The following is a 16425-nucleotide window of genomic DNA, read 5'->3' as shown; positions in this document are numbered from 1 at the left end:
CGCGACGACGCCGGGCAGCGCCAGCGGCAGGGTGACGCGGCGGAAAGGTGTGCCACCGGGTGGCGCCCAGCACCGCGGCCGCCTCGTCGTAGGCCTCGCCCGCGCTGCGCAGCGCCCCCTCCACGCTGATGACGAAGAACGGGAGGGCCACGAAGGTGTGGGCGAGCACGACGGCGGCCGTCGTGTAGGGGAGGGTGAGCCCGGTCGCGTCCCGCAGGGGGGCGCCGAGGAGGCCGCTGCGGCCCAGTGCCGCGAGGAGCGCGACGCCGGCCACGACCGGCGGCAGGACGAGCGGGACCGTCACGAGCGCTCGCACCAGGCCGCGTCCGCGGAACTCGACGCGCGCGAGCACCCACGCCAGCGGGGTGCCGACGAGGGCGCAGGCGACGACCGTGGCCAGCGACGTGCGCAGGCTGAGCCACAGCGCGGCGCGCACCTCGGGCGTCCGCAGGTCGTCGAGGAACGATCCCCACGGAGTGGCGAGCACGAGGGCGACGAGCGGGACGACGAGGAAGACCACGGCCACGAGCGCCGGCACCCAGAGGAGGGCCGGCGCTCGTCCGAGGGGGGACCGCGCGGTCATGGGGAGAGTCTGCGGGTCGGGCACGTGGTCGGGCTCAGGGCGTGCCGAACCCCGCCGCGGTGAGCACGTCGGCGCCCGCGGTCGAGAGCACGAAGTCGATGAACGCCCGGGCCACCGCCGCGTTGCGGCTCTGGTCGAGGAGGACGATCGGGTACTCGGTCGTCAGCCGCTCGGGCAGGTCGATCTCCTGCACGTCGTCGCCCGCGGCCAGCGCGTCGGTGCGGTAGACGAGCCCGGCGTCGGCCTCGTCCTCCACCACGCGCGACAGCGTCGCCTTCACGTCGGGCTCGAGGCTCGCGGGCTCGCGCTCGACCCCCGCCTCGGCCAGCGCCTCGGCGGCGAGACCACCGCACGGCGCCGTCTCGACGCAGACGACGTAGGTGACGTCCGCGCCGTCGAGTGAGTCGATGCCCGTGACGTCGGCCGGGTTGTCCGCGGGCGTGACGAGCACGAGGTCGTTGGTCGCGAAGACGACGGGCTCGTCGGCCTGCGCGTCGGCGGCGCGCTCCATCGAGCGGAGGTCGGCCGTCGCGAGCACGTCGCCGGGCGCACCCTCGGCCGCCTGGTCGGCCAGCGTGCCGGAGGAGTCGAACACGAGGTCCACCTCGACGCCGTCGTGCTCGGCCTCGAACTGCTCGGCGAGCTCCTCGAACGTCTCGGTGAGCGAGGCGGCGGCCGCGACCGTGATGGAGCCGCTCAGCTCACCGTCCGCGCTTCCCGCGTCGGCGTCGTCGTCGTTGCCGCAGGCAGCGAGGGGGAGGAGGGCGAGGAGCAGGACGGGGGCGGCGGTGCGCAGGGTCGGGCGGTTCACGGTGCTCCTCGTGGGTGGGGAGGGGGCGGGGTCAGGGTGGGGACGGTTCGGCGGCGGGGGTCAGGGACGCTCGACGACGACGGTGGTCGACTTCACCGACGCGACGGCGCGGGCGCCGGGCGCGAGGCCCAGCTCGGCGGCGGCCTCGGCGCTCATGAGCGAGACGACGCGGTAGGGGCCGCACTGCATCTCGACCTGGGCCATGACGGTGTCGGCCACGACCCGCGTCACGATGCCCGGCAGCCGGTTCCGGGCGCTGACCGAGCGGGCCCGGGCGTCGGTGGGGGCGTCCGCCTCCGCCGCGAGGTACGCCGCGAGCTCGGCCCCGTCGACGACCGTGCGCCCGCCGTCGCGGCGTGCGGGCAGGCGCCCGGCGTCGATCCAGCGCCGCACGGTGTCGTCGCTGACGCCCAGGAGCTCGGCGGCCTCGCTCACGCGATACGTGTCCACCTGCGACATCATGCCTCATGTGCGGTAGTCATGGGCATGGAGAGCCGCATCTGCGGTGTCGAGACCCGCCCGTCGCCCGGCCTCCGCGGGGTTGAGACACTGGGGACGTGTCGCAGACGTCCCCGCCCGCCGGTCGGCCCGGTCGCTACAACCGCAGCTTCAGCGGCCTTGTCGTCTCCATGGTCGTGCTGGTCCTGGCGGTCGTCGCCTTCGTGGTCGTGCGCGACTTCGTGCGCTCCGACCCGGACATGCCGGTCGTCGAGGTCGACTACGTCGAGGCCGTGCGGGCCGGGCAGGAGGCGGGCTTCCCGGTCGTCTACCCGCCCTCGCTGCCGGACGGCTGGGTCGCCACGTCGGCCCTCTTCCCGCTCGGCCCCAACCCCGAGTGGACGCTCGGGATCCTCGTGGACGGCGACGACTTCGTCGGCGTCAAGGTCGTGCGGGGCGACTCCGGCGCCGTCCTCGACCGGGTGCTGGGCGACCCCTACGACGTCGACGGCAGCATCGACGTCCCCAACGACGACCCCCTGCTGTCCGGCGACTGGTCGGCGGCGAGCGAGGGCAAGGACGAGGCGCTCTACACCCAGGCCGAGGTCGCCGTGGCCGGGCCGGAGGGGGAGACGGCCGCACCCGGCGCCGAGCCGCAGACCGAGACCGCCGTGGTCGTGGTCTACGGGACGGTCGGTGAGGACCGGCTCGTCGACTTCGCCCGCACGCTGACCTCCGCGACGCTGCCCGCGCGCTGACCCGGTTCACCCGCCGCTGGGCCGGGCGTCACCCCCGAGCCACGCGCGGGACCGCGGGGCGTCGCCCGCGTCGGTTTCGGTGGCGCGCATGACCTCTCGGACCCCGTCGTCACCCCGCGCCCTCACCGTCGCGCTCACCTCCGCCGTCGCGACCTGCCTCGGCGCCGGTCTCCTCGCCCCGGCCGCCGCTACGGCGAGCCCGGCGAGCCCGGCCGCCCCCGTCGTCACCGGCGACCGTGGACCCGGTCCCGGCCACGGCCACGGCCACGGGCACCACGCGCAGCCCGAGGTGATCGCCCACCGCGGCGCGTCGGGGTACCGGCCCGAGCACACGCTCGCGGCGTACGAGCTCGCGGTCGCGCAGGGCGCCGACCTGATCGAGCCCGACGTCGTGGCGACGAAGGACGGGGTGCTGGTCGCCCGTCACGAGAACGAGATCTCCGGCACCACCGACGTCGCCGACCACCCCGAGCTCGCCGACCGCCGCACGACCAAGGTGATCGACGGCCGCGCCGTCACCGGCTGGTTCACCGAGGACCTCACCCTCGCCGAGCTGCGCACGCTGCGCGCCGTGGAGCGGCTGCCGCAGGTGCGGCCGGGGAACACGGCGTACGACGGGCTCCACCCCGTCCCGACCCTGGAGGAGGTGCTGGACCTCGCCGCCGAGCTGTCCGAGGAGACGGGCCGCGAGATCGGCGTCGCCCCCGAGACGAAGCACCCCACCTACTTCGACTCGATCGGGCTCAGCCTGGAGGAGCCGTTGGTGGAGCTGCTCGACGCCCGCGGCCTCGACGACGAGCGCGACCCGGTGGTCGTGCAGTCCTTCGAGGTCGGCAACCTCCGGGAGCTCGACGAGCTCACCGACGTGCGGCTCGTGCAGCTGGTGGACGCCGCGGGCGCGCCGTACGACCTCGTGGCCGCCGGCAGCGACGTCACCTACGACGACCTGCTGACGCGGAGCGGCCTGCGGGCGGTCGCGCGGTACGCCGACCAGCTCGCCCCGCACAAGGACCGGGTGCTGCCCCGGGACCCGGCCACCGGCGCCACCGGCCGACCCAGCGGCGTCGTGCGCGACGCCCACCGCGCCGGGCTCGAGGTCGTCGTGTGGACCCTGCGCGCGGAGAACCAGTTCATGGCGACGAACTTCCGCGTCGGGACCGACCCCGCCGCGCACGGTGACCTGGCCGCCGAGGCCACGGCGTTCCTCGACGCCGGCGTCGACGTGCTGTTCGCCGACCACCCGGACGTCGTCGTCGCGGCACGCGACGCGTGGGTCGACGAGCGGCGTCCGGGACGCGGCCACGGTCGCTGATCAGTGGGGCCGGTCAGCGGGCCGGCCGCCGCCAGACGGTGGCGGCCAGTCCCGCGGCGCCGGCGGCGAGCCACGGGATCGGCAGCAGCCAGCGGGTGTCGCTCGCGTCCGCGGCGCCCGACGCCAGCAGGGCCCAGACCCCGGCGAGCCCGAGGAAGGCGATGCCCATCACGAGGTGGCCGACGTTGACCGGGTGGAGGCCGGCGGCCCAGCCCGACGGGGTGGGCCGGTCCGCCAGGGGAGCGGTGTCGGGGTCGTGCGCGGGGTCGTGGTCCTGCATGGTGTCCTCCTCGGGCGTGCGGCGCGTGATCGGTGCGGTCGGCTCGTGCTCGGTCATCGGGTCACCACCACGACCTCGCCCAGCCCGAGCCGGACGTCGAGGGTCAGTGCCGTCAGCTCGTCGACGCCGGGGGTGGTGCCGGGCGCGTCGTACGCCTGGTTGAGCGACAGCCCCGGACCCTCGCCGGACCGGTCGAGCAGCCGCACGGAGCCGAGGCCCACGTCGGTGTGCACGGCCGCGTCGAGGCCCTCGGGCAGCACGACCTCGATCCGGCCGACACCGCCCTCCACCGTCAGTCGGCGTCCCTCGAGCCCGGCGACGTCGTGGACGTCCCCGAGGTCGACCACGGTCTCCCCGGCCCCTAGCACGTAGCGGTCGTCGAGGGTGGACGCCTGGGTGGGCCGCACCTCCAGGCGCGCGCCGGCCACGTTCTCCACGACCAGCGCCAGCGCGACGGCGGGGACGAGGGCCAGCCCGAGCAGGACCAGGCCGCCGGGGCGGCCGAAGAAGGAGCCGACGACGAGCACGGCGCCGACGACGGCGAGGGCGAGGGCCGGGTACGCCGAGGCGACGACGTCCGCGCCGGCCAGGTCGACGACGGCGAGCAGGCCGACGCCGAGGGACGCGAGCGCGAGGGTGAACCAGAAGAGGATCGGGCCCGGCTTGCGGGGGCGACGGACCGGGGGCACCGGGGGCACCGGTGGCACCGGCGGGACCGGGGCGTCGTGCTCCTTGGTGAGGGGCACGGCGGGCGGCGCGGCGTAGGGCGAGGTGGGCCCGTACGGCGAGGTGGGCCCGTAGGGGGAGCCGGGCGCGTAGGGCGAGCCGGGTGCCGCAGCTGCCTGAGCGGGGTCCGCCACGGGCGGCGTGGTGGGCACGTTCGGCATCGCGTAGGACGCCCAGTTCCGGGCCCGTTCCTCGGAGCGGCGCTGGTGCTGGCCCACGACGAGCGCGACGACGAGGCCGAGGAACAGCAGCGGCCAGGGCACCCAGCCGCTGACGAGGTCGCCGAGGAGGGCGAAGCCGGCCAGCGCGGCGGCGATGAGCAGCGCGACGTTGCGGCTGCGGTCGTCGAGGTGGACGACGGCCTCGTCGGTGTCGTCCACCGGGACCAGGAGCCAGAGCGCGCCGTAGAGCAGCAGCCCGCTGCCCCCGAAGAGCACCAGCACGGCGAGCGCCACCCGGGGCACGACGGGGTCGACGTCGAAGTGGCGGGCCAGGCCGCCGGCGACGCCCGCGACGTACCGGTCGCCGCGCGTGCGGCGCAGCCGCTGCAGGTCGCGCATCTCCGCACCGCCCACGCGGGGGCCGCCGGCGGACGGGCCGGGGGACGGGCCGGGGGAGTGGCTGCTGTCGGGCCCCGCGCCGGGCCCGTCCTGTGTCGTCATCATGGGATCCAGCGTGGTCGCAGGGGCGGCTCCCCACCATCGGGGACGCCCCTGATCCTGCCCCGGTCCGGGGTCGGCCGGGAGGAGGGGGCGGGCGGACCCGGTCGTGGCGGGACTCGGGGGCGGCTCGGGGTTCGTCCCGATGTGCGCGGCCGTGCGGGCGTGTGACGATGGCGGCACCATGACGACCACCGGCCCGACGACCGCTGCGCCCCCGGCGCCACGACGCGCCGGCCGCGACCTCGAGCGCGGTCTCGTCGGCGGCGTGGCCGCGGGCCTCGCCGACCACCTCGGGCTCCCGGTCCTGCCGCTGCGGATCGGCTTCGTGGTCGCGACGGTGCTCGGGGGTCTGGGCGCGGTCCTGTACGGCGCGTACTGGCTCTTCCTGCCCGCGGCGCCCCTCGGGGACGGCGCCGACCGCGCCGGCGCGGCGCCGGGCCTCGCCGGTGCGGCGCGGGACGGCCGGCGCCCCCGCGGCCTGCTCGGCCGGCCCGCCGGACGCACGGGCGACGCGGTCGTCGTGGGGGTGCTGTCGGTCGGCATCGTCCTCGCCGTCGAGGCCGTGGTGGGACGGGGTGCCCTCGTCTGGGCCGTGGCGCTCGTCGCCGGCGGCGTGGCCCTCCTGTGGCGCCAGGCCGACGAGGTGCAGCGCGAGCGCTGGGTCGAGCGCACCGAGCGGATGGATCCCGTCGGCATGGTGCTCGGGTCGGGCGGCTGGGCGGCGTGGACGCGCCTCGCGCTCGGCGCCGTCCTGCTCGGCACCGGGCTGGTGCTGCTGGGGTTCCGGGACGGCGGGATCGGCGCCGCGCGCGAGGTGGTGCTGGCCGTGCTCCTGGGCATCGGCGGCCTCGCCGTGGTGGTGGGACCCTGGGTCGCGCGCCTGGTGCGCGACCTCGGCGACGAGCGCACGGAGCGGATCCGCAGCCAGGAGCGGGCCGACGTCGCCGCCCACCTCCACGACTCGGTGCTCCAGACGCTCGCCCTCATCCAGAAGAACGCCGGGGACGCCGCGACCGTGGCCCGGCTGGCCCGCGCCCAGGAGCGCGACCTGCGGGCCTGGCTGTTCGCGGAGGAGCGACCGGGGTCCCCGGGCGCGGGCCGCGGCGCCGCCCCCGACACCCTGGCGGCGGCCGTGCGCGCCGTCGCCGCGGTCGTCGAGGACGACCACGGCATCGAGGTCGAGGTCGTCGCCGTGGGCGACGCGCCCTGGTCGGAGCGGGTGCAGCCCGTGGTGGCCGCGGTGCGCGAGGCCGTCGTCAACGCCGCGAAGCACGCGGGCACGGGCCGCGTCGACGTCTACGTCGAGGTGCTGGGCGGGGCGGTGGACGTCTTCGTCCGCGACCGGGGCGCCGGGTTCGACCCCGACGACCTGCCGGCCGACCGGCACGGCGTGCGCGGCAGCATCGTGGACCGCATGCTCCGCCACGGCGGTACGGCGCGGATCAGGTCCGCACCGGGCGAGGGCACCGAGGTGCGGGTGCACCTGCCCGCGCCGGACGAGCAGGCCCAGCAGGCCCAGGACGCAGACGACGGCGTCGGGAGCACCGACGCCGCAGGGAGGGGAGCGCAGTGAGCGGCGCAGGACGCGACGTACCGGGTCAGCCGGGGCCGACGGGCGAGCCGGGAGGAGCGGCACGGCCGGTGCGGGTCGTGGTCGTCGACGACCACCACATGTTCCGCACCGGGGTGCGGAGCGAGCTCGCGGCCGCGCCCGCGGCGGTGACGGTGGTGGCAGAGGCGGCGGACGTGGACACGGCGGTCGCCGCGGTGGAGCGCGAGCGTCCCGCCGTGGTGCTGCTCGACGTGCACCTGCCGGGCGGCGGCGGGGTCGAGGTCATCCGCCGCACGCAGACGACCGCGCCGGGGACGCGCTTCCTCGCGCTCAGCGTCAGCGACGCCGCCGAGGACGTCATCGGCACGATCCGCGGCGGGGCGCGGGGCTACGTCACCAAGACGATCAGCGGCACGGAGCTCGTCGACGCCGTCGGCCGCGTCGCCGACGGGGACGCGGTGTTCTCGCCGCGGCTCGCCGGGTTCGTGCTCGACGCCTTCGCCGGCGCGATCCAGGTGGCGGAGGTCGACAGCGACCTCGACCGGCTCTCCGAGCGCGAGCGGGAGGTCATGCGGCTCATCGCGCGGGGGTACGCCTACAAGGAGGTCGCGAAGGAGCTCTTCATCTCGGTGAAGACCGTCGAGACCCACATGTCGAGCGTGCTCCGCAAGCTGCAGCTGTCCTCGCGCCACGAGCTCACGCGCTGGGCCTCGGACCGCCGCCTGCTCTGAGGCACGGTTGACACCGGCTCGGCAGGTCGGTTCAGTGGCCGGTCTGCGGACGGGTGCACGCACCCGTGGTGGGTACCTCCCCGCCAGCAGCCTCTCGGAAGGCAGGACATGGCCGACCCCGCGCACGACCCCCTGCACGACCCGCTGACCAAGGCCGCGCACGCGGCCTCGACGGAGCTCGACGACGACAACCTGCAACGGTCGATCTCCGGCCGGCTGCTCTTCTTCTACGTGCTGGGCGACGTGCTCGGCTCGGGCATCTACGTGCTCATCGGCGCCGTCGCGGCGGCGGTCGGCGGTGCCTTCTGGCTGGCCTTCCTCGCGGGCGTCACGGTCGCCACGCTGACGGGTCTGGCCTACGCGGAGCTGGTCACGAAGTACCCCCAGGCGGCCGGTGCGGCGCTCTACGTCAGCAAGGCCTTCCGGAAGCCGTTCCTCACCTTCATCATCACGATCTGCATGCTGTCGGCGACCTTCGCGGCGGCGGGGTCGCTGGCGACCGGCTTCTCGTCGTACTTCGCGCAGGTCTGGGAGCTGCCGCCCCCGCTGCTCATCGCCGTCATCTTCGTGGCGTCGCTCGCGGTGGTGAACTTCATCGGCATCACCGAGTCGGTGGTCGCCAACATGGTGATGACGTTCGTCGAGGTCGCCGGCCTCGCGGTCGTCGTGCTCATCGGGATCGTCTACGTGAGCCGCGGCGAGGCGGACTTCTCCGTGCTCCTGCAGTTCGACACCGACGGCAGCCCGGTCTTCGCCGTGGTGGCGGGTGTCGCGCTCGCGTTCTTCGCGATGACCGGCTTCGAGAACGCCGCCAACGTGGCCGAGGAGACCGTCGACCCGTCCCGGAACTTCCCCCGCGCCCTCATCGGCGGCATGGTCGGCGCGGGCATCATCTATGTGGTCGTGGCCATGACGGCGGCGCTGACGGTGCCCGTCGACACGCTGGCCGAGTCCGACGCGGCCCTGCTCGAGGTCATCAAGGCCGACATCATCCCCGTGCCCGTCGGGGTGATGACGACGATCTTCGCGATCGTCGCCATGGTCGCGATCACCAACACGACGCTGGTCGCGCTGGTGACCCAGTCGCGCATCCTCTACGGCATGGCCCGGGAGGACGTCGTGCCCGGCGTCTTCGCGAAGGTGCACGCCGCGCGCCGCAGCCCCTGGGTGGCGCTGATCTTCTCGGCCCTCGTCGTGACGACCCTGCTCGTCGTCGGCCACACGCTCGACGCGGCCGGCATCGGCGGCTCCGACGGGGTGGTGGAGCGCCTCGCGACCGTCACGGTGGTCTTCACCCTGTTCATCTACGCCCTCGTCATCGTCGCGGCGTTCGTGCTCCGGCGCGACGAGCGACCGGCCGACACCTTCCGGGCACCGACGGTCCTGCTCGGTGTCGGCGTCGTCGGCAACGCGGCCCTGCTGGTCTACGTCGTCGTCGACGACCCGACGTCCCTGCTCTGGTGCGCGGGTCTCCTCGCGCTCGGGCTGCTCCTGTACGTCGCGGAGCGGGCCTTCGGACGCCGGGGCGAGACCCGGCCGCCGCCCGGCACGGCGGCTCGGACCGGTGACGCGACGACGGAGGAGCACCGATGAGCATGCACGTCGTCGTCGCCACGGACGGCTCGAAGCAGTCCCTCGCCGCCGCCCGGCACCTGCGGGCCCTCGCCGCGCCGGAGGCCCTGAGCGCCATCACGGTGCTCGCGGTCGTGCGCCCGCTCGCGGCCGTGTCCTTCGTCGACGAGCTCTCCGAGGCGGGCCGGGAGGACGCGGCGTCCTCCGTCGCGGGCTTCCGCGACGCGGCGAAGGCGTCGATCGACGTCATCGCCGCCGTCTTCGACGGCTGGGGGCCCAAGGTCCACCGCAAGGTGCGGTCCGGCTCGCCGGCCAACGAGATCATCAAGGTGGCCGAGCAGGTCGACGCGGGGCTCGTGGTCGTGGCCAGCGGCGGCCGCGGGCTGAGCGACCGGGTGCTGCTGGGCAGCACCGCCCAGCGGGTGCAGCAGTACGCGCCGTGCCCGGTGCTCGTCGTGCGCCCGGCCCCGAAGCGCCGCCGCACCTGACCGGCCGGGGCGCGCGCCCCTGAGGCACCGGGGGTACGACGCGGGTCGCTCCGCGTCGTACCCCCGGCTCCTCGGTCGGCTGGGCGGCCGGGGGTCAGGACCGGTGGTGCACCTCGGCCTGGCCGAACACCGGCGTCGCGATGCCCTCGAACCGCGCCTTGAGCTGGAGCGCCAGGTAGAGCGAGTAGTGCCGGGACTGGTGCAGGTTGCCGCCGTGGAACCACAGCCCGGGCTGCTGGGTGGGCTTCCACATGTTGCGCTGCTCGCCCTCCCACGGACCGGGGTCCTTCGGGGTGTCGGAGCCGAGGCCCCACACCTTGCCGACCCGGTCCGCGACCTCCGGGCTGATGAGGTCGGCGGCCCAGCCGTTCATCGAGCCGTACCCCGTCGCGTAGACCACGAGGTCCGCCGGCAGCGTCGTGCCGTCCTCGAGCACGACGGCGTCCTCGGTGAGGCGCGCGACATCGCCCTTCGCCAGCTTCACCTCGCCGTCGGCGACGAGCTCGGCGGCACCCACGTCGATGTAGTAGCCGGAGCCGCGGCGCAGGTACTTCATGAACAGCCCGGAGTCGTCGGCCCCGAAGTCGAGGTCGAAGCCGGCGGCCTCCATGCGGGCGTAGAAGTCGGCGTCCTGCTCGCGGATCCGGTCGTAGAGCGGGATCTGGAACTCGTGCATGATCCGGTAGGGGAGCGAGGCGAAGACGAGGTCCGCCTTCTCCGTCGTCATCCCGGCGGCGAGCGCGCGCTCCGAGTAGAGGTCGCCCAGCCCGATCTCCATGAGCGACGCGCTCTTGACGATGTGGGTCGAGGACCGCTGCACCATCGTCACGTCGGCGTCGTTCTCCCAGAGGGCCCCGCAGATGTCGAAGGCGGAGTTGTTGGAGCCGATGACGACGACCTTCTTGCCGCGGTAGGCGTCGGGACCGGGGTGCTGGGACGAGTGCTGCTGCTCCCCGCGGAAGACGTCCTGGCCCTCGAAGGTCGGCCAGTTCGGCTTGCCGGACATGCCGGTGGCGAGCACCAGCTCGGTCGGCCGCAGCGTGAGCGACTGCCCCTCCCGCTCGACCTCGACGGTCCAGGTCCCGGTCTCCTCCGAGTAGGAGGCGGAGGTGGCGGTGGTCGACGACCAGTACGGCACCTCCATGACCTTCGTGTAGAACTCGAGCCAGTCGCCGACCTTGTCCTTCGGCGCGAAGACCGGCCAGTTGTCGGGGAACTTCAGGTAGGGCAGGTGGTCGTACCAGACCGGGTCGTGCAGGCACAGCGACTTGTAGCGGCTGCGCCACTGGTCGCCGGGGCGCGGGTGCTTGTCGATGACGAGGCTCGGCACCCCGAGCTGGCGCAGCCGCGCGCCCAGGGCGATGCCGCCCTGGCCGCCGCCGATGACGAGCACGTGGGGCTGCGTCGTCGAGCCCAGCGACGCCGCCTCCTCCTGGCGCTTCTCGCTCCAGGTGCGACGGTCGCGCTGCGCGCCGTGCTCGGCGCCCATCGGGCGGCGGGTGCCGCGCGGCTCCTCGTGCCCGGTGAGCTCGAAGAGCGTCGTCAGGAACGTCCACGCGACGAGGCGGCCGTCCTCGTCCCGCAGGCGGGCCAGGCCGCGGCCGCGGCCGGTGGCGGTCGTGAACTCGAACCACGCGGTGACGACGCCGTCGTCCTCCGTCGCGTCCTCGCTGAGGCGGAAGTCGTGGGGGTCGGTGCCCTCGAGCGTCGCGGTGAGGAGGTCGGCGACCCCCGCGCGGTCCTCGACGGTCGTCAGGTTCCAGCTGAAGGCGACGAGGTCGCGCCAGAAGCTCGTCGTCGCGAACTGCTCGACGGCCCCGGCGACGTCGCGAGCGCGGAGAGCGGCCTCGAAGCGGTCGAACCAGGCGGTCGCGCGGGCCGTGGGGTCGGTCGGGCCCGTGGCGGTGGGCCGTTCGGCGATCTGGGTCATGGTGTTCCTTCCGATCAGGTGTGACCCAGGACACGCCCCGCGGGATCGGCCGCGGAAGCGTTGCGACGCGTTGCACCCCTCCCGCCGGTCGCGGCCCGTCACCCGGCGTCGAGCAGCGTTGCACGACGTTGCACCGTGACCCCGGTCACGGCGCGGGCCTATGCTGCCGGGGTCCGTACGACGCGGTGCGGGCCACGCGGCAGCGGGAGGCGGCATGGGGTTCAGCGCGGTGGCACCCGGCACCGACCTGACGGTCCACGCGCGCGAGCTGCGCCGCGTGCACGACGCGGTGCTCGGCGGCACCCGGCTCGCTCCCGGTGCCCGTCCCCGGGCGGTGGTGGCCCGGTCGTGGCGCCGCATGCTCGACCTCGGGCTCGACCCGGACGGAGCCGGCGCCCGCGACCCGCTGTCGTTCGCCGAGGTGGAGGCACGACGCCGGCGCTCACCGCTGTCCGACGTCATCGACGACCTGCGCCGCGCGCTCACCAGCGTCGCCGACGCGTCCCGCTTCCTCCTCGTCGTCACCGACGCGGACGGGATCATCCTGTGGCGCGAGGGGGCGAGCGCCGTGCGACGCCGGGCCGACAGCCTCGGCTTCGGCGAGGGTGCGCTCTGGTCGGAGTCGCAGGTCGGCACCAACGCGATCGGCACCGCGCTGGCCGAGCAGGCGCCGGTGCAGCTCTTCTCGGCGGAGCACTTCGAGGCGCAGCAGCACCCCTGGTACTGCACCGCCATGCCGCTCCACGACCCCCGCACCGGCGACCTGCTCGGCGTCGTCGACGTGAGCGGCCCCGCCCTGACCATGCACCCCGCCATCACCGCGCTGGTCGAGACGGCGGTCCGGCTCGCGGAGGCCCGGTTGGCGCAGCTGCACGCGGAGCGCCTCGACCGGCTGCGCCGCTCGTGCGACCACGTCATCGGCACGTCGACGGGCCCCCTCCTCGTCGTCGACGACGACGGCTGGGTGGCCCACCGCTCCGGCATCGCCGTGCGGGACCGCATCGCCGCGCCGCGGGCCGCGACCACCGTCGCGGTGCCGGGCCTCGGTGTCTGCCTGCCGGAGCGGCTCGACGGCGGCTGGTTGGTGCGTCCCGCCGCGGCCGAGCGGCGGCTGCGCATGCGCCTCGACCTCCGGGGCGAGCCGCTGCTGGAGGCCACCTCGGGCGGGGAGCAGTGGCGGCGCGCCCTGAGCCGACGCCACGCCGACATCCTCGTGCGCGTGGCCGCCGCGGGCCCCACCGGGCTCACGCCCGCGGCCCTGAGCCGCGACCTGTTCGGGGACGACACCCACGAGGTGACCGTCCGGGCCGAGGTCTCGCGCATGCGGCGCGTGCTGGGGGCGGTGCTCGGCACGGCGCCGTACCGCCTCGCCCCCGAGATCGAGCTCGAGGTCGTGCCCGCGGGCTGAGCGCCGCGCGTGGCCCTGCCCGCGGCGTACGCCGTAGGGTCCCGTCCCGTGGAGATCCTGCGGCTCGTCCTCCTGCTCCTGCACGTGCTCGGCTTCGCCGCGCTCATCGGCGGCCTCCTCGCGCAGGTGCGCGACGAGGAGAAGCGGATCACGCCCCCGGTGCGCGACGGCATCGGCACGGCCTTCGTGGCCGGGCTGCTGCTCGTCGGGGTGCTCGAGGCGGGGGACGCCGACGTCGACCACGTGAAGATCGCCGTGAAGTTCGCGATCGGGCTCGTGCTGCTCGTGCTCGTGATGGCGAACACGCGGAAGCCGCGCATCCCCGACGGCCTGTTCTTCGGGCTGCTGACGCTGACCATCGTGGAGGTCGTGGTGGCGATCTTCGTCTCGCCCGTGCACACCTCCTGACTCCTCCGGCCGTGGTCGCCGAGGCCAGGACCGTCGGCGCTCGGACGTACGCTTGTCCGACGATGAGCAGCTCCTCCATGATCCCCGGCCTCGAGCACCTCCTGCCCCCCGCGCCGTCCCCGTCGACGCCGTCCACGGACCGCGCCGCGACGGACGGGTCCGGCGGGGCCGGCGCGTCGGACCGGCCGAGCGGCACGGGTGCCGAGGCGCTCCTCGAGGGGCTCAACGACCCGCAGCGCGAGGCGGTCGTCCACGCGGGCGCCCCGCTCCTGGTGGTGGCCGGTGCCGGGTCGGGCAAGACCCGGGTGCTGACCCGCCGGATCGCGTGGCTGGTGAGCCAGCGGAAGGCCCACCCGGGCTCGATCCTGGCCATCACGTTCACCAACAAGGCCGCCGCCGAGATGAAGGAGCGCGTGGAGGCCCTCGTCGGTCGCCGCGCCCGCGTCATGTGGGTCTCGACGTTCCACTCGGCCTGCGTGCGGATCCTGCGCAAGGAGATCGAGCGGCTGGGGTTCTCCTCGAGCTTCTCGATCTACGACGCGGCCGACTCCCAGCGGCTGATGACCCTGGTGCTCAACGACCTCGACCTCGACCCGAAGCGCTACCAGCCGCGTGCCGTGCTGGCGTGGGTGTCCAACGCGAAGAACGAGCTGAAGGACGCCGAGCAGGCGGCCGCCGAGGCCGACAACGGTGTGGAGCAGGCCTACGCGTCGGCGTACGCGGAGTACCAGAAGCGGCTGCAGGCGGCCAACGCGCTGGACTTCGACGACCTCATCATGACGACCGTGCACCTCTTCGCGGCCTACCCGGAGGTCCGGGAGGTCTACCGGCGACGGTTCCGGCACGTGCTGGTGGACGAGTACCAGGACACCAACCACGCGCAGTACGCGTTGATCCACCAGCTCTGTGCCGACGACCCCGAGGCGGCCCGCGACTCGGTGCTGGCGGGTGCCGAGGCGCCCGGCGACGCCGGCGGGTCCGGCGGGGAGCGCGTCCCCCCGAGCGAGCTCATGGTGGTGGGTGACGCCGACCAGTCGATCTACGCGTTCCGCGGCGCCAACATCCGCAACATCCTCGACTTCGAGCAGGACTTCCCCAACGCGTCGACCGTGCTGCTCGAGCAGAACTACCGCTCGACCCAGACGATCCTCACGGCCGCCAACGCGGTGATCGGCAACAACGAGGGCCGCAAGCCGAAGCGGCTCTGGTCCGACGCGGGCGACGGGGATCCGATCGTGGGCTACGTGGCCGACGACGAGCACGACGAGGCCCGCTTCGTCGCCGACGAGATCGACAAGCTGAGCGACGAGCACGGCGTGCGCGCCGGTGACGTCGCGGTGTTCTACCGCACGAACGCCCAGTCGCGCGTGTTCGAGGAGATCTTCGTGCGGGTCGGCCTGCCCTACAAGGTGGTGGGCGGTGTCCGGTTCTACGAGCGCAAGGAGGTCCGTGACGCGCTGGCCTACCTGCGGCTGCTCGCCAACCCGGCCGACGAGATCTCGCTGCGCCGGGTGGTCAACACCCCCAAGCGCGGGATCGGTGACCGGGCCCAGGCGTGCGTCGCCGCGCTGGCGGCGCGGGAGGGCACGACCTACTGGGAGGCCCTGCGGGTCGCGCACCGGGCCGACGGGATCGCGTCGCGCTCGGTCAAGGCCATCCGCGGCTTCGTCGACGTGGTCGAGGAGCTGCAGCAGATGGTGGAGGCCGACGAGCGCCCCGACGTGATCCTCGAGGCGGCGCTCGACCGGTCGGGTTACCTGGCGGAGCTCGAGGAGTCCGACGACCCGCAGGACCACACGCGCGTGGAGAACCTGGCCGAGCTGGTCGCGGTCGCCCGGGAGTTCGCCGACGACCCCCAGGCGGGTCCGTCGGCCGACCCCGACGACGTCGAGGCGGGCACCGTGCAGCCGGGCCTGCGGGACTTCCTCGAGCGGGTCGCGCTGGTGGCCGACGCCGACCAGATCCCCGACGACGACGGTGGCGACGGCGTCGTCACGCTGATGACGCTCCACACCGCCAAGGGGCTCGAGTTCCCGGTGGTCTTCCTCAGCGGCATGGAGGACGGGGTGTTCCCCCACATGCGGGCCCTGGGGGACCGCAAGGAGCTGGAGGAGGAGCGCCGGCTCGCCTACGTGGGCCTGACCCGCGCCCGCGAGCGGCTGTACCTGTCCCGCGCGGTCGTGCGGTCCGCCTGGGGTGCGCCGTCGCACAACCCGGCCTCGCGGTTCCTCGACGAGCTGCCGGCCACGCTGGTCGACTGGCGACGCACCGCCGCTGCGATGACGACGTGGAACCGTCCCGACCTGGGCTCGTCCTGGGGCGGCTCGTCGCGGTCCGGCTCCACGCCCCTCGGGGCGCCCACCCCGGCCGGACGTCGGAACTTCTCGGCGGCCGCCGCCCGGGCCGACGCGGCGGCGAAGGCGAAGAAGACCCGCGAGGTGCCCCACCTGGCCCCCGGTGACCGGGTCGTCCACGACACGTTCGGGATGGGCACGGTCGTCACCGTCGACGGCGTGGCCGACAAGGCCATCGCCTCGATCGACTTCGGCAGCAGCGGCGTGAAGCGCCTGCTGCTGCGCTACGCACCGGTCGAGAAGCTCTGACGAAGCGAAGCGCGCGCCGGGATCCCTCCGTGGGGCCCCCGGGGGTAGTCCCTGACGTTCCGCACCGTGTCGCGTGCGTCGGCCGGCGTGTCGGGTGCAGAACGTCAGGGACCACGACGGCGGTACGGCGGGGGACGCACCCCTGACGAAGCGAAGCGCCCGC

The 16425-nt window shown here is 74.5% G+C and carries 14 protein-coding genes and 1 pseudogene; 9 read left to right on the top strand and 6 right to left on the bottom strand.

Features of this window, described 5'->3' with window-relative positions:
- Nucleotides 1–106: 106 nt before the first annotated feature.
- The 3 genes and pseudogenes from QE405_RS08970 to QE405_RS08960 form a co-directional block, all read right to left on the bottom strand.
- Nucleotides 107–583, bottom strand: a pseudogene (locus QE405_RS08970) (molybdate ABC transporter permease subunit); the annotation flags it as partial.
- A 34-nt stretch (nt 584–617) separates the two neighbouring features.
- Nucleotides 618–1394 carry a molybdate ABC transporter substrate-binding protein gene (gene modA / locus QE405_RS08965; protein ID WP_307199883.1) on the bottom strand — a complete coding sequence of 259 codons (777 nt, stop codon included), beginning with the start codon at nt 1392–1394 and terminating at the stop codon, nt 618–620.
- A 60-nt stretch (nt 1395–1454) separates the two neighbouring features.
- Nucleotides 1455–1853 carry a TOBE domain-containing protein gene (locus QE405_RS08960; protein ID WP_444939682.1) on the bottom strand — a complete coding sequence of 133 codons (399 nt, stop codon included), beginning with the start codon at nt 1851–1853 and terminating at the stop codon, nt 1455–1457.
- 98 nt (nt 1854–1951) lie between these two features.
- Between QE405_RS08960 and QE405_RS08955 the strand changes: the two genes are divergently transcribed.
- Entirely contained in the window at nt 1952–2590 is a 639-nt protein-coding gene (locus QE405_RS08955) for a DUF4245 family protein (protein ID WP_307199880.1), read from the top strand.
- An 88-nt stretch (nt 2591–2678) separates the two neighbouring features.
- Nucleotides 2679–3902 carry a glycerophosphodiester phosphodiesterase gene (locus tag QE405_RS08950; RefSeq protein WP_307199879.1) on the top strand — a complete coding sequence of 408 codons (1224 nt, stop codon included), beginning with the start codon at nt 2679–2681 and terminating at the stop codon, nt 3900–3902.
- Nucleotides 3903–3915: 13 nt separating this feature from the next.
- On the opposite strand, the gene QE405_RS08945 is transcribed toward QE405_RS08950, so the two are convergent.
- Entirely contained in the window at nt 3916–4239 is a 324-nt protein-coding gene (locus QE405_RS08945; RefSeq protein ID WP_307199875.1) for a hypothetical protein, read from the bottom strand.
- Nucleotides 4236–5573 (bottom strand): PspC domain-containing protein, encoded by a 1338-nt coding sequence (locus QE405_RS08940; protein WP_307199872.1) that lies wholly within the window; start codon nt 5571–5573, stop codon nt 4236–4238. Before QE405_RS08940 ends, QE405_RS08945 begins: the two co-directional genes overlap by 4 nt.
- Before the next feature lie 178 nt (nt 5574–5751).
- On the opposite strand from QE405_RS08940, the gene QE405_RS08935 reads away from it, so the two are divergent.
- From QE405_RS08935 to QE405_RS08920, 4 genes are all read left to right on the top strand, one after another.
- On the top strand, nt 5752–7143 hold the full coding sequence (locus tag QE405_RS08935) for an ATP-binding protein (protein WP_307199870.1): 1392 nt from the start codon (nt 5752–5754) through the stop codon (nt 7141–7143).
- A 68-nt stretch (nt 7144–7211) separates the two neighbouring features.
- Nucleotides 7212–7853, top strand: a complete 642-nt coding sequence (locus QE405_RS08930; RefSeq protein WP_307205717.1) for a LuxR C-terminal-related transcriptional regulator — start codon at nt 7212–7214, stop codon at nt 7851–7853.
- 108 nt (nt 7854–7961) lie between these two features.
- Nucleotides 7962–9446 (top strand): APC family permease, encoded by a 1485-nt coding sequence (locus QE405_RS08925; protein ID WP_307199868.1) that lies wholly within the window; start codon nt 7962–7964, stop codon nt 9444–9446.
- Nucleotides 9443–9913, top strand: coding sequence for a universal stress protein (locus tag QE405_RS08920; protein WP_307199866.1), 471 nt, complete (start codon nt 9443–9445; stop codon nt 9911–9913). The genes QE405_RS08925 and QE405_RS08920 overlap by 4 nt, the downstream gene beginning before the upstream one ends.
- 94 nt (nt 9914–10007) lie before the next feature.
- On the opposite strand, the gene QE405_RS08915 is transcribed toward QE405_RS08920, so the two are convergent.
- The gene (locus QE405_RS08915) at nt 10008–11843 is read right to left on the bottom strand and encodes an NAD(P)/FAD-dependent oxidoreductase (protein WP_307199864.1); all 1836 of its coding nucleotides are present in this window, start codon (nt 11841–11843) and stop codon (nt 10008–10010) included.
- A 214-nt stretch (nt 11844–12057) separates the two neighbouring features.
- Between QE405_RS08915 and QE405_RS08910 the strand changes: the two genes are divergently transcribed.
- The 3 genes from QE405_RS08910 to pcrA all read left to right on the top strand — a co-directional run bounded on the left by QE405_RS08910 (nt 12058) and on the right by pcrA (nt 16262).
- A complete protein-coding gene (locus QE405_RS08910) occupies nt 12058–13251 on the top strand; it encodes a GAF domain-containing protein (RefSeq protein WP_307199862.1) in 1194 nt (397 codons plus the stop codon).
- A 48-nt stretch (nt 13252–13299) separates the two neighbouring features.
- Nucleotides 13300–13659, top strand: a complete 360-nt coding sequence (locus tag QE405_RS08905; protein WP_307199860.1) for a hypothetical protein — start codon at nt 13300–13302, stop codon at nt 13657–13659.
- A gap of 62 nt (nt 13660–13721) precedes the next feature.
- Entirely contained in the window at nt 13722–16262 is a 2541-nt protein-coding gene (gene pcrA / locus QE405_RS08900; RefSeq protein WP_307199859.1) for a DNA helicase PcrA, read from the top strand.
- The last annotated feature ends 163 nt before the right edge of the window (nt 16263–16425 follow it).

Source organism: Nocardioides zeae (assembly GCF_030818655.1).
In the GTDB taxonomy this organism is placed as follows: domain Bacteria; phylum Actinomycetota; class Actinomycetes; order Propionibacteriales; family Nocardioidaceae; genus Nocardioides; species Nocardioides zeae_A.
The sequence above is the reverse complement of the archived record's forward strand: the minus strand, read 5'-3'. Positions and strand labels throughout refer to the sequence as shown.